General features: G+C 62.0%; 17 protein-coding genes. 10 read left to right on the top strand and 7 right to left on the bottom strand.

Translation table 11 applies throughout. From position 1 onward, the window contains the following. Positions 1 to 219: 219 nt before the first annotated feature. From trxA to G7068_RS09390, 3 genes are all read right to left on the bottom strand, one after another. Positions 220 to 543 carry a thioredoxin gene (trxA, locus tag G7068_RS09380; RefSeq protein WP_166291438.1) on the bottom strand — a complete coding sequence of 108 codons (324 nt, stop codon included), beginning with the start codon at positions 541 to 543 and terminating at the stop codon, positions 220 to 222. A 30-nt stretch (positions 544 to 573) separates the two neighbouring features. Then, positions 574 to 1,527 (bottom strand): thioredoxin-disulfide reductase, encoded by a 954-nt coding sequence (trxB, locus tag G7068_RS09385; RefSeq protein WP_166291441.1) that lies wholly within the window; start codon positions 1,525 to 1,527, stop codon positions 574 to 576. A 74-nt stretch (positions 1,528 to 1,601) separates the two neighbouring features. After that, a complete protein-coding gene (locus G7068_RS09390; RefSeq protein WP_166291443.1) occupies positions 1,602 to 3,842 on the bottom strand; it encodes a DUF6049 family protein in 2,241 nt (746 codons plus the stop codon). 52 nt (positions 3,843 to 3,894) lie between these two features. On the opposite strand from G7068_RS09390, the gene G7068_RS09395 reads away from it, so the two are divergent. Next, positions 3,895 to 5,331 carry a CCA tRNA nucleotidyltransferase gene (locus tag G7068_RS09395; protein ID WP_166291446.1) on the top strand — a complete coding sequence of 479 codons (1,437 nt, stop codon included), beginning with the start codon at positions 3,895 to 3,897 and terminating at the stop codon, positions 5,329 to 5,331. Continuing rightward, a complete protein-coding gene (locus G7068_RS09400; RefSeq protein ID WP_166291448.1) occupies positions 5,331 to 6,131 on the top strand; it encodes a PIG-L family deacetylase in 801 nt (266 codons plus the stop codon). Before G7068_RS09395 ends, G7068_RS09400 begins: the two co-directional genes overlap by 1 nt. A gap of 22 nt (positions 6,132 to 6,153) precedes the next feature. Here G7068_RS09400 and G7068_RS09405 read toward each other — a convergent pair whose 3' ends face one another. Continuing rightward, positions 6,154 to 6,822 carry a TetR/AcrR family transcriptional regulator gene (locus G7068_RS09405; RefSeq protein ID WP_166291451.1) on the bottom strand — a complete coding sequence of 223 codons (669 nt, stop codon included), beginning with the start codon at positions 6,820 to 6,822 and terminating at the stop codon, positions 6,154 to 6,156. A gap of 124 nt (positions 6,823 to 6,946) precedes the next feature. Between G7068_RS09405 and G7068_RS09410 the strand changes: the two genes are divergently transcribed. The 8 genes from G7068_RS09410 to G7068_RS09445 all read left to right on the top strand — a co-directional run bounded on the left by G7068_RS09410 (position 6,947) and on the right by G7068_RS09445 (position 12,651). Continuing rightward, positions 6,947 to 7,672 (top strand): DUF981 domain-containing protein, encoded by a 726-nt coding sequence (locus tag G7068_RS09410; RefSeq protein WP_244304420.1) that lies wholly within the window; start codon positions 6,947 to 6,949, stop codon positions 7,670 to 7,672. 163 nt (positions 7,673 to 7,835) lie between these two features. Further along, positions 7,836 to 8,198: a 30S ribosomal protein S6 gene (gene rpsF, locus G7068_RS09415; RefSeq protein ID WP_166291453.1), complete on the top strand. Its 363-nt coding sequence runs from the start codon at positions 7,836 to 7,838 to the stop codon at positions 8,196 to 8,198. 3 nt (positions 8,199 to 8,201) lie between these two features. After that, complete coding sequence (ssb, locus tag G7068_RS09420) at positions 8,202 to 8,744, top strand: single-stranded DNA-binding protein (protein ID WP_166291455.1); 543 nt, start codon at positions 8,202 to 8,204, stop codon at positions 8,742 to 8,744. Between the two features lie 53 nt (positions 8,745 to 8,797). Continuing rightward, positions 8,798 to 9,058 carry a 30S ribosomal protein S18 gene (rpsR, locus tag G7068_RS09425; protein WP_087015192.1) on the top strand — a complete coding sequence of 87 codons (261 nt, stop codon included), beginning with the start codon at positions 8,798 to 8,800 and terminating at the stop codon, positions 9,056 to 9,058. A 13-nt stretch (positions 9,059 to 9,071) separates the two neighbouring features. After that, on the top strand, positions 9,072 to 9,521 hold the full coding sequence (gene rplI, locus G7068_RS09430; RefSeq protein WP_166291457.1) for a 50S ribosomal protein L9: 450 nt from the start codon (positions 9,072 to 9,074) through the stop codon (positions 9,519 to 9,521). 714 nt (positions 9,522 to 10,235) lie between these two features. Continuing rightward, positions 10,236 to 11,612 carry a replicative DNA helicase gene (gene dnaB / locus G7068_RS09435; protein ID WP_166291460.1) on the top strand — a complete coding sequence of 459 codons (1,377 nt, stop codon included), beginning with the start codon at positions 10,236 to 10,238 and terminating at the stop codon, positions 11,610 to 11,612. 131 nt (positions 11,613 to 11,743) lie between these two features. After that, positions 11,744 to 12,328 (top strand): hypothetical protein, encoded by a 585-nt coding sequence (locus G7068_RS09440; RefSeq protein ID WP_166291462.1) that lies wholly within the window; start codon positions 11,744 to 11,746, stop codon positions 12,326 to 12,328. Between the two features lie 32 nt (positions 12,329 to 12,360). After that, on the top strand, positions 12,361 to 12,651 hold the full coding sequence (locus tag G7068_RS09445; protein WP_166291464.1) for an ABC transporter ATP-binding protein: 291 nt from the start codon (positions 12,361 to 12,363) through the stop codon (positions 12,649 to 12,651). A gap of 21 nt (positions 12,652 to 12,672) precedes the next feature. Here G7068_RS09445 and G7068_RS09450 read toward each other — a convergent pair whose 3' ends face one another. The 3 genes from G7068_RS09450 to G7068_RS09460 form a co-directional block, all read right to left on the bottom strand. Further along, a complete protein-coding gene (locus G7068_RS09450; RefSeq protein ID WP_166291466.1) occupies positions 12,673 to 13,173 on the bottom strand; it encodes a hypothetical protein in 501 nt (166 codons plus the stop codon). Then, the gene (locus G7068_RS09455; protein ID WP_166291468.1) at positions 13,166 to 14,011 is read right to left on the bottom strand and encodes an LssY C-terminal domain-containing protein; all 846 of its coding nucleotides are present in this window, start codon (positions 14,009 to 14,011) and stop codon (positions 13,166 to 13,168) included. The genes G7068_RS09450 and G7068_RS09455 overlap by 8 nt, the downstream gene beginning before the upstream one ends. Positions 14,012 to 14,259: 248 nt before the next feature. Next, positions 14,260 to 20,163, bottom strand: a complete 5,904-nt coding sequence (locus G7068_RS09460) for a DUF7927 domain-containing protein (protein ID WP_166291470.1) — start codon at positions 20,161 to 20,163, stop codon at positions 14,260 to 14,262. Positions 20,164 to 20,624 lie beyond the last annotated feature (461 nt).

The following is a 20,624-nucleotide window of genomic DNA, read 5'->3' on the forward strand; positions in this document are numbered from 1 at the left end:
GATCTTTCATAGAACGAAAGCGGTGGCTTGCACCTGGGGAAGCGGGCGCATCAGGGTTGGCGCGGCGTCGCGAAGCGGCGACGAGCCGGGGTTCCCTGCTAAGCCCGCGTCCGGGTGCAAGCCACCGCGTGGCAACTTCGAAGGAGAATCGCTGAAAAATCGCCAACAAAAAACGGCGGGCGGCCACCGAAGTGACCGCCCGCCGCAGTGCGACTCAGACTAGATAATCCCGTTGAGGTGCTCCACAATCATGGGCTTCGGCATTGCGCCGATGATCTCGCGGATCTCCTCGCCGTTCTTGAACACCTTCATCGCGGGGATGGAGGTGATGCGGTACTGGGCCGCGAGATTCGGGTTCTCATCAACGTTCAACTTCGCGATGATGATCTTGCCCTCGTTTTCGGCCGCGATCTGATCGAGAATCGGAGCGACGGCGCGGCACGGGCCACACCATTCAGCCCAGAAATCGACCAGCACGGGAACTTCGCTCTTCAAAACTGCGGCGTCGAATGAGTTCTCGTCGACGATGATGGCTTCACTCATGATGATTCCTTTGCTCAAAAATGTTCTGGACTAAACCGTGGCGGGAACAGCGTTTTGCTTCTGCTCAAGCGCCGCGATGTAGTGTTCGGCGTCGAGTGCGGCTGCGGTTCCTGAGCCGGCCGCGGTGATGGCCTGCCGGTAGTGAGGGTCGATCACGTCGCCCGCCGCAAAGACTCCGGCGACCGACGTGCGTGAGCTGCGACCGTCAACGGCGATTGTTCCCTCGTCGGTCAGGTCGAGCTTGCCATGCACCAGGTGAGTGCGAGGATCGTTGCCGATCGCGATGAAGAGGCCCTCGATCGCAAGTTCACGCTCCGAGCCGTCAACGGTGCTCTGCAGAGTGAGCCCGGTCACCTCGGTTTCACCGTGAATCGCGCTGACACCCGAGTTCCAGATGAACTCGATCTTCGGGTTGTCGAAGGCACGCTGCTGCATGATCTTCGAGGCCTTCAGCTCGTCGCGGCGGTGGATGACGTACACCTTGTCAGCGAAGCGGGTCAGGAACGTTGCCTCTTCCATCGCTGAGTCTCCGCCGCCGACAACGGCGATGGTCTTCTCGCGGAAGAAGAACCCGTCGCAGGTCGCGCACCATGAGACGCCGTGGCCGGAGAGGCGCTCTTCATCTTCGAGGCCAAGCTTGCGGTAGGCGGATCCCGTTGCGTAGATGATGGCGTGGGCCTCATGGACCGTGCCGTCACTGGCGGTGACGCGCTTCACCTCGCCGGAAACATCCAGCTCAGTGACGTCGTCGTAAACGACCTCGGTGCCAAATCGCTCTGCCTGCTCCTGCATCTTCTGCATGAGATCGGGCCCCTGGATACCCTCGGGGAAGCCAGGGAAGTTTTCGACGTCGGTCGTGTTCATCAGTTCGCCGCCGATACCGATGGCGCTTGCGAACATCAGAGGCTTAAGACCGGCGCGAGCCGCATAGATAGCAGCGGTAAACCCTGCCGGGCCGGATCCAATAATGATGATCTGGTTCATAAGACTCCTTGCGCGGGGCGGTGTGATTGCGGTGCGTAACCGCTCAGTGGTGTACAACCCATCCTAGGTGCGCGCTATTCCCGCGGCGCTGTGACTTTGGTCGTTGCTTGGCGTCTGCGAACACTGCGCCAGATGCCAAAGCCGAGGAGCAGTGCCGCGAGTACACCGAGCGTCCAGAGTGCGATCGTTTCGACCACGCTGCTGATCGAAATGGAGAGTGTGGTGGTGTGGACCGTCAGATCACCGGAGTTATCGGTGACATTCACAACCAGCCCGGACTCTCCCGAAGACACGCGACTGCGGACGGGCACCAAGACGCGGCTCGTTCCCTCGGCGGCCACGGCCACCTCTGAAAAGTGCGATTCCGTCACGGAAAGTGCCGCTGAGGCGGGAACCACGTCGACCGATACTGTCGCGTCAAAGGGCAATGAGTTTCTCAGCTGCACTGGGACCCGGGTCGAGGTGCCGACGAGCTGGGTATTTTGTGTGTTGATCGTGCGCACACCCTGCATCAGCTCGGCGTCGCGCTTTCGATAGTTCCGAGCGACCTTCTCAAAGTCGGCGTCTTTGTCGGCGTAACGAGTGGCGAAGAGATCGAGCAGACGAGTTCGCTGGTAGCCGGTGAGGTACTCAGGGTTAACGAGGATCGCCGAGAACTCGTCAACTGACGGCTCTCTGTTCACGGCGGCTCGCAGTAGCTCTTGGCGATCCTCGGGGGTGCCGGCTGCCTTGAGAGACGCCGTCCCCTTTGCCTGTGCTGTTTGTGGTGTTGCGGTGACCCAGGCGAGGGCTGCCAACTCTTTGATCAGTGAGGTGGGATCGTCTGCCTCTGCCACTGCCCCGCGATCGAGGCCGAGCACGAGGCCCTGAGAGTCGGTCTGCGCAGCGAGAGCGAGTTGGGCTGCCGCGCTTGCCACGCCGGCCGAGCGCTCGGTTTCGGTGCGCGCCGTGAGCGCGTCGCGAGCGGCCGTCGCCAAGCCCGCATCTGTGACGAGAGCGGAGGTGTTGCCGAGGCTAGCCTGGGGGCCGCCCTTCAGCGTGACGTTACCCGAGTCGAGCACGACGGTCGAGATATCACTTGCTTCCAGTAGAGCAAGGGTGCTCGAGTCTGCTTCACCCTCGGCGGGCCAGGCCATTGATGTGCCCTCTGGCCACGCCATCAGTTGCTTGAGCGTTGGTGCCGATCCTGAACCGCCCGTCGCATTTCCATCTGTTGCCTCGCCGTTGTTGTTGGCGCCGTCGGTTGGACTTGGTGTGGCATCAGTTGTGGGCGCTTTTTCCCTCTGGTCGACCGGGACCTCCGGGTCAGCCGAACCTGAAAAGGTGCCAAATCGAGTGACAAAGTCGAGGCTTGTCGGTTCGAGGAGTTCCTTCAGGCCAACGGCCGATTGCGCAGCCGGGTCGGCGTCAGCGAACTGCAGGAGGAACGTGGTGAGCGACGTGGATTCGAGGCGCTTGAGAAAGTCGCGCGCCGCTTTGGGGCTCTCGTCACCGTAGGCACGAATTCCGGCGATAATGCGAGGATCAATGGCCAGTGTCGCCTGCTCGGATATTGCTACCGTGAGCAGCTCGTCGAGCTTCGGCACGACCTCACCGAGCTGATCTGGGTTCGGCATGGTGTGAATGTTTGAGGGCAGCACCAGAGGCACGATAAAGCTGAGCTTCACGGAGGATCCGCCGCTCCCCCGCCAAACGACAGGAGTGTCACCCGAGATATCGGCCGCGGTCTCGTCTGCCGCGTCCGGTGTCGTTGGACTCGGAACCGTCGGAGCCACGGTTGTTGGTTTCGGAGCATTGGGGTCAGTTTCGGGCGTAAAGACAGCGCGAACCCGATAGACACCCGGCGCCGAGCTCGCACCGAGGAGCAGATCTGCCCGAGGCACCGAAACCGTCACCGCGCGTTCGCTCTTGCCATCGATCTGGTTCAGCTTGCTGGTCTTGAGCACAACCCCGGGCTCACGAAAGGTGTCGCTGAGCTCTTTTGTCGACTCGACTCGTTCGGTATCGAGTGAGAGTGTCAGGGTTCCGGCTGGAAGGGCATCCTCACCCGGGTTGCGAACGAGCACACTGAAGTCGTAGTTCGTCGCTAGCTCGTCGAGCAGGGGTGCGGGTGGTGACACAACCAGTTCGGGCAGCGTTTTCGCCCCTTTTGTTTCAGTCGACGTGGTTTCTGACACAACGGGTCCGTTCGCCTCCGCTGCAGACACGCCACTCGCAACAAGCAACACGGAAAGAGACGCCGCTGCGACAGCACGCCAGGCATCGCGAGTGCGGATCGGCCCACGCGAAACTCGGGGGCGGGTCAAAAGAGGCATGGCGACAGTCTATGGAGTGCCTCTGACATGAAGGTTTGAGTACGCTTGAGAGATGCTTTCTCTCGCCGAATCGATGGACGCACTCCGCACCATTGCCAGTTCCAAGGCTGTCGCTACGCTCGCTGCGGCGTTTAGCGAGCAGGGGCACGAGTTTGCGCTCGTCGGCGGGCCTGTTCGAGACGCGCTGCTCGGCAGGGCGGTCACGGACCTCGACTTCACGACCTCGGCGCGACCCGACGAAACGGCGGCGATCCTCAAGGGAATCACCAAAAATGTGTGGGACGTCGGCCGCGACTTCGGCACGATTGCAGCGAAGGTTCACGGCGAAACTGTCGAGATCACCACCTATCGCGCAGAAATCTATCGCGACGACTCGCGGAAACCCGAGGTCAGTTACGGCGACACAATTGAGGGTGATCTGGTGCGTCGTGATTTCACGATCAACGCGCTCGCGCTCATGCTCCCCGAGCTCAAACTTGTTGATGTGTCAGGTGGAGTTGAGGATCTGCTGGCCGGGACGATCCGCACGCCCGGATCCCCCGCCACCTCGTTCACCGATGACCCGCTGCGCATGATGCGCGCGGCGCGCTTTGCCGTGCAGCTTGGTTTTGAGGTGGCACCCGACACGCAGGGCGCCATGGTCGAGTTTGCCGAGCGGCTCGACATCATTTCGGCCGAGCGGATCCGCGACGAGTTCGTGAAGCTGCTCAGTACCGACGACCCCGTGCCCGGCATCCGGTTGCTCGTTGACACCGGGCTCGCCGACCGCTTTTTGCCCGAGCTCACCGAACTGCTCACCACACAAGACGACCACGGTCGCCACAAAGACGTGTACGAGCACAGCCTGACCGTGCTGCGCCAGGCGATCGAGATGGAGCTTGTGCGCCGCGATCCCGAAACGACGGAGGCCGACATCGTGCTGCGGCTTGCCGCGCTGCTGCACGACATTGGCAAACCCGCGACCAGGCGCTTCGAGGCCGGCGGCGTGACCTTCCACCACCACGACGTCGTGGGAGCCAAGCTCGCGAAGAAACGGCTGCGCGAACTGCGCTTCGACAACGACGCGGTCAAGCGGGTCGCGCGGCTCATTGAGTTGCACCTGCGGTTTTTCGGATACAGCGACCAGCAGTGGAGCGACTCGGCCGTGCGCCGCTACGTGCGCGACGCGGGTGGCGAGCTCGAGCAGCTGCACATCTTGACGCGCGCTGACGTGACCACGCGCAACAAGCGCAAGGCTGAGCGCCTTGAGCATGCCTACGACGACATCGAGCAGAGGATCGCGGAGCTTTCTGAAGCCGAAGAACTCGCGGCAGTGCGGCCAGAGCTCGACGGTGCACAGATTATGGAACTGCTGCAGATTCCGCCGGGGCCACTGGTCGGCCGCGCCTACAAGTACCTGCTTGAGGTGCGTCTTGATGAGGGTCCGATTGGCGAGGAGGCCGCCGAAGAGCGGCTGCGTGCCTGGTTTGCAGAGCAGGGAGACAACTAATGGCGCAGGATCCTCGAGCCTGGTTTCACGGTGTGCCGCGCGTGATGTTTGTGCACGCGCACCCCGACGACGAGACGATTACAACCGGAGGCACGCTCGCGGGCCTCACTGAGGCGGGCCAGGAGCCGCTGCTGGTCACGCTCACGCGTGGTGAGCAGGGTGAGGTGACCCCTGGGCCATTCGCGCAGCTACAGGGCACTGACGGTCTTGCGCCGCACCGCCAGGCTGAGCTCGCCGCGGCGCTCGCCATGCTCGGTGTGGAGCGCCACGTGTTTTTGGGGGTGCCCCCGGCGCGCGCCGATGAGCTCCCACCAACGATCTACGAGGACTCGGGCATGGAGTGGGGCGCGGACGGCCGCGCAACCGCCTCCCCCAGTGCGCGCCCCGATGCGCTGACTCAGGTGCCAGCGATTGAGGCGTTGAACGACCTCTTAGCTGCCGCGTACACCGCAGGAGCAGGCGCGATCGTCAGCTACGCCGACGACGGGGGCTATGGCCACCCAGACCACGTTCTCGCGCACCGCCTGGGGCGTGCTGTCGCGCAGGGGCTCGGGATCCCCTTCTGGGCAATTGTTTCTGAAGAGGCTGCGGCCGATCCTGAACCAACAGATGCTGGCGACGAGGATCGCGAGCGCCACGACATTTCCCCGTGGTTTGATCGCAAGGTCGCTGCGCTGCGCTCGCACGGCACTCAGCTCACTGTTGATGGCGAAGACATCGTGCACGTCGGTGGCCAGCGCCAGCCCATCGACCGCGTGGAGTCGTTCCAGCTGTTGCAGCCCGTAATACCCACCACCTAGCTTGTCAGCCGGTGCTGGCGCGTCAGCCGGATGGAAACGGGCGATCCTGACCGGCCTTTGTGCCGGTACCGGCTGACACGCCGGACAGAGTGACGGCGGAGGCCGTGATCAGAACGAGCTGTCGCGCGACCTGTCGTTCAGCGATCTTGAGGGTGTCGGGCTCGCTGGAGTGCCGGTCGTAGAGCAGTGAACCGTCTAACACGAGCGCGACGAGATCGGCGTCTTTCGCATTTGCGAAGCCGCACTTTTCGAGTACCTCGGTGAGCACGGCGAGCAGCTTGGGGCGTGACTTGCCCATGACGGCGCCGAGTTCGGGGTCGTGGAGGGCGTCAATCATGGGGTACAGGCGAGCGCGAACGACGTCGGGCCCGACGTGTGGGGCGTACCAGGTCTGAATGAGGAGTTTGGCTGTTTCGGCCGGGGTTCTCGGCGCTGGTGCGAGGGAGTCGGCCATTTGCTGGGCTGACTGGAGTCGCATCGCCTCTGCAGCCTCCACCGCAAATGCGTAGAGCTGCTTTTTGGTTGGAAAAAAGTAGTTGGCCGAACCAAGGGGCACGTGTGCGGCCTCGGCTACCTTGCGATGGGTAATTGAATCGGGGCCCTGCTCAATGAGCAGGCTGGCGGCAGCGGCAACCATTTTTTCGCGGCCGACCGAGGCACTCCCCCGCAACTCATCGAACGTTTTTTCCATGGCACCAGTCTAGGTAGCGAAACTTCAATGTATACAAGCGTATAGTCGAGGTTGGGTATACGAGCGTATACACATGTGCGATCTGCCCTGCCAACGCCGGCGCGGCAGCTGAAAGGAACACACCATGTTGCATCTTGAAGCGGGCGGTCTGGTCATCGACTGGACCCAAATGACGACTTACAACACCATCATGGCGCTGGCCGCGGGTGCCGGCCTCATTACGCTGGTCTACTTTGGGCGTGCGCTCGCCACCCAAAAAGACATTCACCTTGAGTCGTGGTCGCTGGCCTTTGCCGCCCCCGGTCTCATCCTGTTCATTACTGGCATGCACATGACACTCACGTGGCCATTCGCAAAGTACTTTCCGTTCGACAACATCATTTTTGGCGAGCCCAGTTTCGGGTTTGGTGTGATCCTTCTCATTGCGGCCTTCTATCTCTGGAAGCGGAGTCGCACGATCACGGAGAGCGGAGATCCTGCCGCCTATCTCGCCAAGGTCAGCCGCCCCCTCTCGCTGCTCGTGTTCGGCCTGGGTCTGTGCCTCATTGCCATCGCGTTTGCGGGCATTATTTTCCAGCTCTTCGCCGCGCCGCCCGAGGAGCCGATTTCCGGCGCCTTCGCTGAGTACCCAATGATTGAGGCCACATTCATGTCGGGGCTGTTTGCGCTTGTAGGCGTGGGCGCGCTGCTATTTCCGTTTGCCAGTCGGGGATTTAAGACCGGGGCAGCGTTCACAAAGACGCAGTGGGTGATGGCGATCGTGTGGGGACTTTCCGGCCTCGGGTTCTTCCTCTTCGGTGCACTGAACTTCTTCACCCACATCGGACTCATCGTCAACACGATGGGCTAGGGCGCTCGTTACGGAACACAAGGAGCAGCCTCAGCGACGAGATGCTAGTATGGACAGGTTGTCTGCATAGCGCGCGATCTGCGTAGCGTGTGGGCACGATGCAAAAACACCCTCCTGCCACAGAAATCCTGTGGCCGTGAAGTCCGAAGGAGGTGGGTCAGTAATGCATCCGTATGAACTCATGGTGATCCTCGATCCCGGTATCGACGAGCGCACCGTCGCTCCCAGCATCGAGAAGTTTCTCGGTGTTATCACCAAAGCTGGTGGCGAAATCAAGAGCACCGATATCTGGGGCAAGCGCCGTCTTGCTTACGAGATCAACAAGCAGACCGAAGGCATCTACGTTGTAGTGAACTTCGACGCTTCGCACGAAGCAACGGTTGAGCTCGATCGTCAGCTGGGCCTGTCTGAAGCAGTGCTGCGCACCAAGGTGCTCCGCGCTGACGAGCTGATCGCACAGCGTGCAGCTCAGTCCAAGCGTGACCAGGCCAAGGCAGCTCGCGCTGCTGCGAAGCAGAGCGCTTAGCTCATGGCCGGCGAGCCGCTGATCACTGTTGTCGGTAACCTTGTTGCCGACCCCGAGCCTCGCGTGTCGCAGGCCGGTAAGTCGTGGGTGACGTTCCGTATCGCCTCGACTCCGCGCGTGCGTGATCGCCAGTCCGGTGACTGGTCGGATGGCGAGGCGTTGTGGCTGGGTTGCCGCGCATACGGTGAGTATGCCGACAACATTGCCGCGTCGCTCACCAAGGGCACTCGCGTCATCGTGCAGGGTCGTCTCACCCAGCGCAGCTACACCGATAACCAGGGGCAGCAGCGCACCTCTCTCGACCTTGAGGTCGAAGAGATTGGGCCGTCGCTCCGCTTCGCCACAACACAGGTCACTCGTGGCCAGTCGCGTGGTCAGGTTGGTGGCTTCGGTGGGGCCGGTGGCGCACAGCCTGCCGGTCAGAGCAGCTGGGGTCAGCCCGCAGCTCCCGCCGCAGCTCCGCAGGATAGCCCGTGGGCCAACTCAGGCCAGGGCGATGCCGGCGGCAACTTCGGTGGCGGCTTCGACGACGAGCAACCCTTCTAAATAACTTCATGTTCCCGGCACCGCCGGGACGCATTACGAAAAGAGTCCAGAAAATGGCAGGCAAGTCCAGCGGCGCAGCCCGCAAGCCGGGCCGCGGCAAGAACGCAAAGGTTGTCGCACCCGCTAAGAAGCAGACCGTCGGCGTCATCGATTACAAAGATGTCGCAACTCTGCGCAAGTTCATCTCTGAGCGTGGAAAGATCCGCGCCCGCCGTATCACCGGTGTGTCCGTCCAGGAGCAGCGTCTGATCGCGAAGGCCGTTAAGAACGCCCGCGAGATGGCACTCCTCCCCTACGCCGGCTCTGGCCGCTGAGGAGTAGAGAAACATGGCTAAGGTAATTCTTACTCACGAGGTCCAGGGCCTCGGATCCGCCGGCGACGTTGTTGACGTCAAGACCGGTTACGCACGCAACTACCTCGTGCCCCAGGGCTTCGGTATTCACTGGACCCGCGGTGGCGAGGCTCAGGTAGCACAGCTCCGTGCTGCACGCGATGCTCGCGCGCTCGCTTCGGTCGAGGACGCTCAGGCGCTCAAGGCAAAGCTGCAGGAGAACAAGATCCGCATGCAGGTGAAGACCGGCACTGGTGGACGTCTCTTCGGTTCGGTGAAGCCCGCTGCTGTTGCTGCGGCTGTTTCCGCTGCCGGTCTCGGTGAGATCGACAAGCGCAAGGTCACCCTCCCGACGATCAAGACGACCGGCGAGTACAAGGCAACCCTGCACCTGCACGACGGTGTTGACGCGGTTGTAACGCTTCAGGTTATTTCGCAGCGCTAGTCGCGGCTTAATCTGCCCAAACGGGGGCGACGATTCCATTGAGGATCGCGCCCCCGTTTTGCTGTCTGTTGGTGTTTGGGTGGCGGGTCGGCTGGTTTCGGTGGCGCCCGGCTACCGATTACGTTTCAGTGCCGAGCTTGCGGTTCGCGGCCGAGCCTGCACTTCGCGGCCGAGCCTGCACTTCGCGGCCGAGCCTGCACTTCGCGGCCGAGCCTGCGGTTCGCCGCCGAGCCGGCTGTTGCTAACCGCAGGCTCGGCGCTGAGATGCAGGTTGGGCGGAAATGCCGTCGGCACGAATCCAAATTCTCGACCAAAACGACCCTCGTGGTCGATCAAAAGTAGTGTGAACACGAGGTAAATGAGAGGGCGACTAAGCCCCACTCATAGACAATAAAAAGCGAGAAGTTCTCCACATGTTGGCGTGTCGCTGAAGCCTCAAGGTCAACCTGAGACTTGAATAACTTTCATTTTGTGGAAACTCTAAAACCCTGATCAGCGATTAATAAATAGCCATAAGTTTACCGTTCTCCACAGGTTGTCCCCAGGCCTGTGCAGAACATCCGGCTCAAAGCAGTGAGTTACACACATAGTTATCCACAAGCTAAAAAGTCATCGTTTTGCATTGCCCCACGGTGCCCATACCGTGAATGTCTGGGGTCTGGTATCTACTGGACGTGACCTTAGATCCAGCGTCCATTGAAGAGGAGTGACCGCGTGTCAATTGCACACTTGGGAATCCCGGATCCCTTCGTTGAAGATCAACACCGAGGGCATGAGCGGATGCCCCCTTACGACCTGCTTGCTGAGCAGAGCGCGCTCGGTGGCATGCTGCTTTCCAAGGACGCGGTCGCCGACGTCACCGGTCTGGTGAAGGGCGTTGACTTCTACGTGCCAAAGCACGAGGTCATCTACGAGGCCGTTCTCGCGCTGTACTCCCGCGGCGAGCCGACCGACGTCATTACGGTCACCGACGAGCTCACCAAAACCGGCGAATTGCAGCGTGCCGGGGGAGCCGAGTACCTGCACTCGGTCACCAGCATCGTGCCAACGGCCGCAAACGCCAGCTTCTACGCCGAGATCGTTGCGGAGAAAGCGCTGCTTCGCCGTCTCGTCGAGGCGGGCACCCGCATCGTGCAGATGGGCTACGCGGGCGAGGGCGAGGCGATCGACCTTGTCAACGTGGCACAGTCAGAGATCTACGGTGTTACCGGTGAGGCGCAGGGCGAAGACTACGTTCCCCTTCACCTTGCCGTCGATGCGGCGCTCGAAGAGATCAACAAGGCGAACAGCTCCGAGGGCGGCATGCTCGGCGTGCCAACCGGCTTCAGCGAGCTTGACGCCATGACCAACGGTTTTGCGGGTGGCCAGATGATCATCATCGCGGCCCGACCCGCAATGGGTAAGTCGACGCTCGCGATGGACGTTGCCCGCAACGCCTCGGTGCACGCCAACGCGCCGACCGTCTTCTTCTCGCTCGAAATGGGGCGCGCCGAGATCGCGATGCGCTTGCTCGCGGCTGAGGCGAGCATCCCGATGCAGACCCTGCGTAAGGGCTCGCTCGACAACCGTGACTTTCAGAAGCTTGCTGCAACACAGGCCCGTGTCGCAGAGGCGCCGCTCTTCATTGATGACAGCCCGAACCTCACACTCGTTGAGATCCGCGCCAAGTGCCGACGCCTCAAGCAGCAGCACGGCCTCAGAATGGTCGTCATTGACTACCTGCAGCTGCTTTCCAGCGGTAAGAAGTCAGAGAGTCGTCAGCAAGAGGTCTCCGAGTTCTCGCGTGCGCTGAAGCTGCTCTCGAAAGAGCTCGATGTGCCGGTGATCGCGCTCTCGCAGCTGAACCGTGCCTCAGAGCAGCGCGCCGACAAGATGCCAGCGATCAGCGACCTTCGTGAATCGGGCTCGCTGGAGCAGGACGCCGATATGGTGATTCTGCTGCATCGTGAGGCTGTGGGGGATCGGGATAGCCCGCGCGCGGGTGAAGCCGACTTCATTCTGGCCAAGCAGCGTAACGGACCAACCGGCACGGTTACCGTGGCCTTCCAGGGTCATTACTCGCGCTTCCGCGATATGCCACAAGGGGTTTGAGCTTGTGGCGCATCCCGCAAGCCGAGATGTGCTGGCCCCAAGTTCGGGAGCCGGCACAGGGCATGGCGCCCTCACGGGCTAAGCCACAGCGCGGCAAGGTAGAGTAGTTGCAGTCTGAGGGAAGGGAAGCCATGGCAGCAGAGACATCAACTGTCACTCCTTCGCAGACCCCACTTCCCCCGCGCTCCGTTCGCCTCGTGCGGGTGGGCGTTCTGGCGGTCGTTGGCATTGTCATCGCGTTCTCCGCGACACTGCACGAGCAACTCGGCTTTGACGTGCTGGTTGCTGCTGTCGCAGTGGGCGCCGTTGGTATCGCGCACGTCATCGAGTGGGTTTCGATTCGCGCCACCGCAGGCAACACGGTTCCTCTGCTGCTTGGCGTCATTGGCCTCGCTGCTGCCATTGGGCTTGCGTTCGTTTCGACCACGATCGGCTTCGCCATCGTCATTGCCGCTTGGGCCCTCGCGAGTGCGCTGCTCGAGTTCATCGGGGCGGCAACTCGCCCCGGCACTCGCCAAGACGCGACGCTGCTCGGCGCACTCGGTGTGCTGCTCGCCATGCTTGTTCTGTTTGTTCGAGAAGACCAGGTCGCGATCCTCGGCTTCCTCGGCACCTACGCAATTGTCGCCGCGGTCTTCCTCGGCATTTCAGCCTTTGACAACGGCCGCGCGGCCGCAAAGCGCACTCACAACTCAGCTTCGGCCACCCAGGCCTAACCCCACCCACTGCAGTACGTAGAAAGCACACGATGACCCAGACGCCCGAGCCCGCATCCCAGAACCCTGTGACCCCGTCACGCCGGGATCGCCTGCGACCGCTTGAACTCGTCGGCTTCGCTGGCGTGCTTGCCGTGTTCGCCGGTCTCATCGTGCTCATGGCTACGCGCGACATTTTGCTCGCCGCTATTAGCCTCGGTATTGCGTTTATCGCATCCGTCATCATGGTTGCACTGGTCGGCCTCGGCAAGAAGCCAAGCCAGGAAGACATTGTGGCACGCGGGGATCTGCAGCACCCCGAAGATGACAAAAACTGGCACTAGCGGGGGAGCCCTCAGCCAGCACTAGCGGGGGAGTCGCCTCGCCCAGGCCCTGGCATCGCGACTTGAGAGTGCGAGCAGCACCAGAATGTCGAGCGCCAAGGTCAGCAGTGTTGTGCGAACGGTGATCTCTTCGCCGTTCACAAAGTAATCGATCGCCGAGACCGTGATGCTCAGTGTGGTCCACACCATCACGAGCACACGTGCCGTGTTACTGCCGCGCCACACCCAGCGCGCAAGTAGCACCAAGAAGATGGTCCAGACTGCACCAAATCCAAGCAAGATGATGAGCAGAATTCGAGCCGTAGCTGGCTCTTGAGCGAGTTCCGTGTCGGAGATGACCCCGGGCCACTCGCGCACAAACCCGATCCACCACAGCACGGCTGCCACGGCGCGCAGCAACACGATGACGGTGCCACCAACAATGGGTCCGGGCCTAGGCGCGTCGTTGGGCAGTCGGGCCTCCTGCCGAAACAGTTCTGCCGCTGGCTCGATGGCCGACCGTTTTGCGTGCCGATCAGTCATGGCTCACCTCCGTCACTCGATTGACGTCGAGAACGGGCAGGTTGCCGTCGGTGCGGATGGAGTCGCCGCCCCCGTTGCGTGAGTGGTAGCCGGTGGAAAAGTTCTCGAGGGTCTGCACGGTCACGTCGGTATTACCCGCGAGTACGGTCGCCACGACGTGATCTCGCTCAACATCGGTGTTCGCGTCAATCTTGTGGGTCACCTGCAGCGTAAAGAGCGACAGCCCAACGGCGCGGTCGAAGGTGCCTGCGGCAAGCCAGTCAACCCGCGTGCCGCCGGGCAGCAGCCATCCCTCGGGTGTGCGCCAGAACCGCACGTGGTGGCGCTTCGCCGGGTTGCCCGCCACCTCCTGCTGGTACGCAAAATCGTGAACGCGCCCGAACAAAAACAGCGGACTGACGGGTGCCTCATCGTAGCTGCGCCTGTTGAGGGTCGCCGTGATGATCCGCCACGAAGATTGCAGGGTGATGGGATCCGCGCGGATCCACCCCGCTCGCTCCATGGCCGCGTGCAGCTGCGCGTCGTCGCCCAGCACTGCGAGGTTGATCGGGTCGCCGAGCAGGCCGTCACTCGTGCGGGCACGCCCGATGAAGTACTCGGGCACGTAGATGGCGGTGAGGATCCGGTGCAACCGGGGGAGTACCAGGTACGCGAGCATCACCCAGAAGGCGATGAAGAACAGGATCCCGAACCAGCCGAACTGGAAACTCTCGGTGAAGATGAGCCAGGCGAGCCACACGGCCGCGACACCCGCGAACACAAAGAAGAACTGGTCGAAGACCGCGGTCACCGAAAGGCGCCTGCGCGGTGGCGACTGGTCGTCAACGTTGCTCCCCATGTTCACATCGTAAATCAAAGCGGGGGCCGCGTGGGTGATCGAGGAGGCTCAGCCCCCATCCGGTGTAGCCATATTGCTAGTTCAGCACCGCCCAACTAGCAATATGGCTACACCGGAAGGGGGGGCGGGCAAGCAGGGGGCAGCGGGGCCAGGAGGGAGGGGCAGGGCTGGCAGAGCGTGGAAGTGTGGACACACAAGAGGGGGCGAGCACCTGCGTGCCCGCCCCCTTTTGTTTGCCCGCTAGTGAACTAGCCTATCTCGCCCCGCTGCATCCGGCGGCGGCGGTACGTCAGCACCACCAGCGAACCGAGCAGGGTGAGAACCGCGACCCCTCCGGCGAAGGCCATGTTGGCCTCAGCGCCGGTGCGAGGCAGGTTGCCTCCCGGTGGGTTCGTTCCCGGAGGTGGCGTCGGCGGATCGTTCTGCGGAGGCTGAGCCGCGCAGTTCGGTGTTGCCGGCGGGTAGACGAGCACTGCTGCCGAGGATGGGTTGATCCTGATCTCCATCACGGCCTCGCCGCGCAGGTTGTAGAACGGGGCATTCGGATCGAGGATCCAGGTGCCGTCAGGCAGCTCCGTCCAGCCCGGCCACGCGATCGGGTTGCCAGCGGCGTCAACCTTGGCTCCCGGCCAGAGGATCTGGCCCGTGATCGGCGTTCCGTTTGTCCAACCTACCGGCGCCTCGATCGGGTCGACCTGCGAGGCACCGTCTGCAAGCAGCGCGGCGGTATCGCTTGCGTCAATCGAGGGATCGCGCTTGTCGTACGCGTCCTTTGTCCACCAGATCAGCGAGATCGTTGGCACGGTCTGCAGATTGGTTGGAGTGACCGAGTACGACGCGATCGGTGTGTCCTTCACACAGACGGCCGACGCGTCCACGGCGATCGTCTTCACCGGTGTGGTGTCCGATGCGCAGTTGTCGGCCATGTCGGAGTCCGTTTCACCCTCGGAAACACACGCGGTGTTGACGATCGGTGCGTACGGGTCCGACTCGTTTGCACGAGGCAGATTGCCAACACTCACTTCGAAGGCGAACTCAGCGGTTGCTTCTGGATCGAACGGACCCTCGAACGTCGCGGTGAAGACACCGTCGACAATCTCTGCGGTCCAGCCGTCCGGAGCCTCCAGCGTGCCGTCAACGTAGGTGAGGCCAGTTGGCAGTGTGTCTGTCACGACAACCGCGCTCGCCGCATCCTTACCCTTGTTGGTGACCACGAGGTTGTAATCGATCTTGTCGCCCTTGCCGGAGTCGACTGCAACCTCTGGGATCGGATCGTGTGACTTCTCGATCATGAGGTTCACGTCGCGAACCCGCTCGGTCGTGTCGCAATCATCACCCTCGGCGAGGATTCTGACACTGTCCGGTTGGATGATCTCCGGGATCGGGCACTCACCACCGGGGCCGGGAGTCACGACGTTCAGGATCGACTGCCCGAAGGCATCTGCCTTCACTGTGACTTTGTAGCTCACGGTGACCTCTGGATCGCCGACCTGCATGGTGGGAAGGTTCCACCTGAGGGTCTTTGCGACTGCGTCGTAGGTGAGCGCCGGATCCAGCGGTTCGACCAGCGTGGCCTCGTCGAGCACGTCACCCAGGGCGTCGAGCGCGATGCCACCCGCCACAACCGCTTGGCCGGTATTGCGCGCGTGCAGTGTGTAGGTGATGGTGCTTCCCGGATCCACAACACTGCCGTCAGCCGGGTCGCTCGTCTTGAAGAGCTGCCACTTTGGCGTGTAGTGCGTGGTCTCACAATCGCCGACGCACGTTGATCCCTCCGGGGGAGTGACCACGTTGTGCAGGGTCGCGCCCCACGCGTCGTCGTTCACCTTCACCGTGTAGGTGACGGTGGCCGTGTTGGTGAGCGTGTCCATCTTCCACTCGAGGTTGGTGCCGTTGAGTGTTGCGGTGCCGACCGAGGCACTCGGCGTGCCCTGGAGCGTGGCGTCATCCAGCACGTCCGACAGGTCGTCGGTGATGGTGATGTCGTCAGGATCCACTCCCGCTGTGTGCTTCGCGGTCACCGTGTAGGTGATCGTTCCGCCGGGAAGTACCGTGGATCCGCTTGCCGGGCTGCTCGACTTTTCAACCGTCCAGGCCGAGTCGGTCGCGGTGTTGGTGATCTGGCAGGTCACGTTGTCACCCTCGGCGAGGGTGATGGTGCTTCCTGTCAGCTGACCGCCGTCACAGGTCCAGGATCCCGCGGTGTAACCCGTTGGGGCCCCTGCTTCTGAGAGGGTGTAGGCGCCAACCTGAAGGGGCACGTTAGTGATACTCGGATCACCAGTCTTGCCGCTTGTCGGTGTCGGTCCCTGAGCGGTGAGCGTCCAGTCCCTCGGAACCGCGTCGCCGTCAGTGTCGCCGTTGTCGACGTTCTTGATGAGCGTCAGCTTGGGTGAGACCGCGGTGTTGGTGATCGTGCAGACCACGTTGCCACCGTTGAGAACCGTGACCACGCCATTATTCACGGCGCCGCCGTCACAGACCCAGTCGCCGGCGTCGAAGCCCGCGGGACCACTCTCAGAGAGCGTGTAGTCACCAGCGAAGACGCTGACCGACTTTACGCCGCCGTCGGCCGTCACGCCCGTGCCGTTTCCGGTTACGGGATCCTGACCGGCAATGCTGTTTGGCGTTGCCGTCAGTGTCCAGTCAGCCGGAGCCTTCGTGCTGCCGGAGTCATTGTCATCAACGTCCTTGATCAGCGTGAGGGTGGCGGGTGAATCGGCGTTGACAAATGTACACACAACGTTGTCGCCGAGCCCGAGTGTGACCTTGGGATCGTCAACGCTGGTACCGGTGCTAGTGCCGCGGTTCTCGCAGGACAGGTCGGTCAGCTTGTAGCCGAGCGGATCGATGTTGATCTCACTCAGGTCGTACGTGCCGACCGGTACTGGCACCTCGGAAACGTCAGGGGTTCCTTGGAACCCGCCGAGCACTGTGGTGGCTCCGCGTACCGCTGAGAGGTGGAAGTCTCCCGCAACTCGCTTGCCGCCGTGTGAATTGACAACCTGCTTCTGCAGGGTCACCAGCGGCTTTTCGGCCGTGTTGGTGATGGTGCAGGTCGCGTTCTGACCTGGCGTCAGCGTCACCGAACTCTCATCCGAGGTTTCGGCGCCCGTGCAGCTCCAGTCTGAAGCGGTGTAGCCGGCCGGGCCGTCTGCCTCGCTGAGATCGTAGACACCCGAGGTGACCTGCTGGTTGGTAACAGCTGGGCTGTTGCCAGCGCCGGTCACCGTGTCGGGGCCGTCCGCGGTCAGCGTCCAAGCTGCGGGCTCGGTCGTTGCGCCGGTCGTTCCGTTGTCGACAACCTTGACCAGGCTGAGTGTGGCTTTCTGGTCGTCGTTGACGAACACACACGTCACGGTGTCGAGTGCGTTCACTGCGACCGAGGTGGTGTCCACGTAGGTGCCGCCTGGGCCGGTGTCGCACTTGAGCGAGCTGAGCGAGTATCCCGCGAGGTTTGACTCGCTGAGGTTGTAGGTGGTGCCTGGGCGAACCGAGATGGTTTCGCCGTCAACATTGCCCTCAACCGTCTGAGCCACGAGTCCGGCCGGGAATGTTCCGGTCGGGGTTGCGGTCAGATCCCAGTCAGCCGGCACCCTCTTGCCACCGTCATCATTCACAACCTGCTTGATCAGGTGGAGCGATGCTGTGCGGTTCACCGCGGTGCAGCGCACCTTGAAACCAAGCGGAACAATAACCGCGCCGTTGATGCCGTCCGCGAAGCCGGGAACAACCTGGCCCTGCGAGTTGATCTGCACACAGCTCCAGCTGCCGGTAGACGGCGGCTGTGGATTACCGCCCGTGATGATGCTCTGGGTGTAGAGCGGGCTGCCACCCGACTCAGCGAGCGGGTAGGAGGTGTTGGGTGTGACCAGAGCGGTTGCGCCCGGTGATCCCGAAGCACCATTTGGTCCTGGCAGCGCCCCACCTGGTGCGACCGCATCGAGCGTCCAGCTTGTGGGATCGGCGTTGCCACCCTGCACCTGCTTGACCAGCGTCAACTCTGAATTACAGGTCACCGTATTCGTGATCATGTACTCGTTTGTTGCCGCGATCGTCGCGTTGTAGGGCAGTGCCAGCGAGACCGTTGTGCCGTTCTGTTTTGTGACCTTCGAGTCTGTCAGCGTACACAGATCGCGACCGGTGAACGTCGTGGTCTCTGAGATCGCCACGTTACTTCCGACGACAAGACCGGTACGCGGGGATCCCCACGCCTGGTTTGTGCCAGCCAGCTTCAGCTGAGCATCGATGCCGATCGGCTGGTTGCCATCGGCGTAGGTGACGCCGTTGACGACCCAGGTCTTGTCGACCACGAGGCTCGCGAGAGGCTGCGGCGCCCGGTTGTACACACGACAGCTGATGGCGGCCGTCGCGGGAGCGTCAACGCTAAAGGCGTTCGGATCGACCCCATCGTTTGTGACGGTCACTCCTGCCCCGGTCGCGATGTTGGTACACACCGCCCGTTTACCGCTCTGTGTAACGAGGGTGTAGCCGGGCTGCTGCGACTCAGCAAGTTTCACTGTGCCAGTGGTGGTACCACCCGAGTAGCTCAGCGGGAAGTTGACCGCGCCGGTGCCGTCGGTTGCGCCGCTCTGCGATACCGGAGTGACACCCGGTGTTGTGGTGGTTGCGGTGAAGTTCCAGCCGGCCTCCGGTGTTGCGCCGGTGATGTTCTCACCGGTGTTGCCCGATGGTACGACCTGCTTGACGACCGAGACGGATCCCGCACAGTTGCCGAGGGCGAGCTGTCGGAGCGTGGCTCCGGCTGTCGCGTAGTCATCAGTTTGGTAGTAGTCACTGTTTACAGTGGGACCCGAGATGGCACGTAGGTTGTCGGGCGAGCCGCCGACACCGTCGCCGACGCCGAAGGCGATGACCTTGGTTCCCTGCGCCTTCAGGGCGTTAGCCGAGAAGATACCGTTCTCCACTTCGCGGAAACGAGTGCGGTCACCGGGACCCTCTGCGCCCGCGTACACCGTCGGGTTACCGTCGGTGATGACGATCGCAACGTCGTACATGGTCGGGCTACCCACGGCCTGGAAGATGCCGCGGTCCCAGTTGGTGGTGCCGCCGGCCGTGTAAGTGTCGATACGGTTCTTCACCGTCGTGGCACCCGCCGAGGTTGAAACCGCCGTTGTGGTGAGGTTAGCGCCCGTCGGAGCAGGTGCGACGTTTGCGAAGGTGTACAGCGCGACCTCACTCGGTGTGCCGGTGAGAGCGTCGACGAACCCCTTTGCTGCGGTGCGCAGCTGAGATACGTACGGCGAAACCGAACCCGAGAGGTCCATGATCAGCGCAACGCTCAAACCACACTGCTGCGGGAACGCTGGGTTGTTGCGCGAGTTCTGCCAGATACCACCCGATGCCGAGTTGTTCGTTGATCCCGAAGCGATCATGAAGTCAACGGTCGAGGTGTAGGTGGTGCCACCACGAAGCTGGTCACCAGTGCGGAACTGGTAGGCCGAGCTAGTGGGGCTTGATCCCGTAGCGAGCGTGCTGTTCATGAAGTAGCCGCTGGGCGCGCCCGACTGCTTGATCCAGAACCGCAGGTCGCGGTTTGCGCCGGCAGGAACGCCGGGTGCGGGATTCTGGGTGTTCGGGACGGTGAAGCTGCAGTCACCGTCGGCATCAGAAACACAGGTTGCCCAGGAATCGGTGCGCGGAGTGGCATCGGGTCCGCCTGAGCCACCGTTATACAGACGAAGCGTCACACCAGCGAGTGGTGCAATGCTGGTGAGTGTGCTGCGGTCGCCGCCCACCTTCACGGTGATGACCGAGGTGTTTGGAGTTGCAGCTGGAACCGAGAGTGGCGTAATGACTGCGTCGTTCGTCGCCTTCGCGGTAAGTTTGCTGGTCTTCGGCTGATCCTTTGGCTCTGGCTCCGGCTCTGGAGTTGGCTCAGGCGTTGGGTCTGGAGTTGGTTCAGCGTTTGGATCCGTGCCCGGGTCGGTGGGAGTCACGGGATCTGTAGGTGCGGGCGTCTCCACCTTTGGAGTATCTGCAGGGTCTGCTGCGGGTGTCGTCTCCGCGGGCGTCGTTGCCTCAGGAGGTGTGGTCTGATCTTGCGCGGTCTTCGCTGCCGCGGTGTTGCTGTCAACAGGGACTGTTGTCATGCTCTCGTCGACGGCCTGCGCGGCGAGCACTCCACCCATATCGGTGAACGTCAGCCCAAATGCAAGTGCCGGAGTAAGAATAAGAGCCGCAATAGTTTTAGGACTACAGAGTCTCCTTGATTCACCCCCCGGGGGGCTCTTGCGTCTGCCAGACGATGATGTTCGGCGTTGCCACCGCGGATTTGTGTCCTCTGAAAAACGCATGTTGCGCCCCTCCCCTATTTACATCCCCCAATGGCACCACGCAAGTGGTGCCGTGGGGTAAGCGTAAATCCTGGAGGTGATTTTGCGTAAGGCCCTAAAACCCCTTGAATAAGTCAACTCTCTTGGTGTATATGCAATAAGTCGAAATATGGCGTTTTTACGCGACGATCGTGGCACTTATCTTGCGTTTTGAAAGGTTTTGCATAATTTCAAGGGGGTTACCCCATGAAATATTTACCAAAAAGTAATCTAACTATTGGATTTTCTACGCTCGTCTACGGGCTGCGGAGGTGATT

Source organism: Leucobacter viscericola (assembly GCF_011299575.1).
In the GTDB taxonomy this organism is placed as follows: Bacteria; Actinomycetota; Actinomycetes; order Actinomycetales; family Microbacteriaceae; genus Leucobacter; species Leucobacter viscericola.

Coding starts and splice junctions, on each gene's coding strand:
- trxA (WP_166291438.1), bottom strand. CDS start 543: ATGAGTGAAGCCATCATCGTCGACGAGAACTCATTCGACGCCGCAGTT.
- trxB (WP_166291441.1), bottom strand. CDS start 1,527: ATGAACCAGATCATCATTATTGGATCCGGCCCGGCAGGGTTTACCGCT.
- G7068_RS09390 (WP_166291443.1), bottom strand. CDS start 3,842: ATGCCTCTTTTGACCCGCCCCCGAGTTTCGCGTGGGCCGATCCGCACT.
- G7068_RS09395 (WP_166291446.1), top strand. CDS start 3,895: ATGCTTTCTCTCGCCGAATCGATGGACGCACTCCGCACCATTGCCAGT.
- G7068_RS09400 (WP_166291448.1), top strand. CDS start 5,331: ATGGCGCAGGATCCTCGAGCCTGGTTTCACGGTGTGCCGCGCGTGATG.
- G7068_RS09405 (WP_166291451.1), bottom strand. CDS start 6,822: ATGGAAAAAACGTTCGATGAGTTGCGGGGGAGTGCCTCGGTCGGCCGC.
- G7068_RS09410 (WP_244304420.1), top strand. CDS start 6,947: ATGTTGCATCTTGAAGCGGGCGGTCTGGTCATCGACTGGACCCAAATG.
- rpsF (WP_166291453.1), top strand. CDS start 7,836: ATGCATCCGTATGAACTCATGGTGATCCTCGATCCCGGTATCGACGAG.
- ssb (WP_166291455.1), top strand. CDS start 8,202: ATGGCCGGCGAGCCGCTGATCACTGTTGTCGGTAACCTTGTTGCCGAC.
- rpsR (WP_087015192.1), top strand. CDS start 8,798: ATGGCAGGCAAGTCCAGCGGCGCAGCCCGCAAGCCGGGCCGCGGCAAG.
- rplI (WP_166291457.1), top strand. CDS start 9,072: ATGGCTAAGGTAATTCTTACTCACGAGGTCCAGGGCCTCGGATCCGCC.
- G7068_RS09440 (WP_166291462.1), top strand. CDS start 11,744: ATGGCAGCAGAGACATCAACTGTCACTCCTTCGCAGACCCCACTTCCC.
- G7068_RS09445 (WP_166291464.1), top strand. CDS start 12,361: ATGACCCAGACGCCCGAGCCCGCATCCCAGAACCCTGTGACCCCGTCA.
- G7068_RS09450 (WP_166291466.1), bottom strand. CDS start 13,173: ATGACTGATCGGCACGCAAAACGGTCGGCCATCGAGCCAGCGGCAGAA.
- G7068_RS09455 (WP_166291468.1), bottom strand. CDS start 14,011: ATGGGGAGCAACGTTGACGACCAGTCGCCACCGCGCAGGCGCCTTTCG.
- G7068_RS09460 (WP_166291470.1), bottom strand. CDS start 20,163: ATGGGTGGAGTGCTCGCCGCGCAGGCCGTCGACGAGAGCATGACAACA.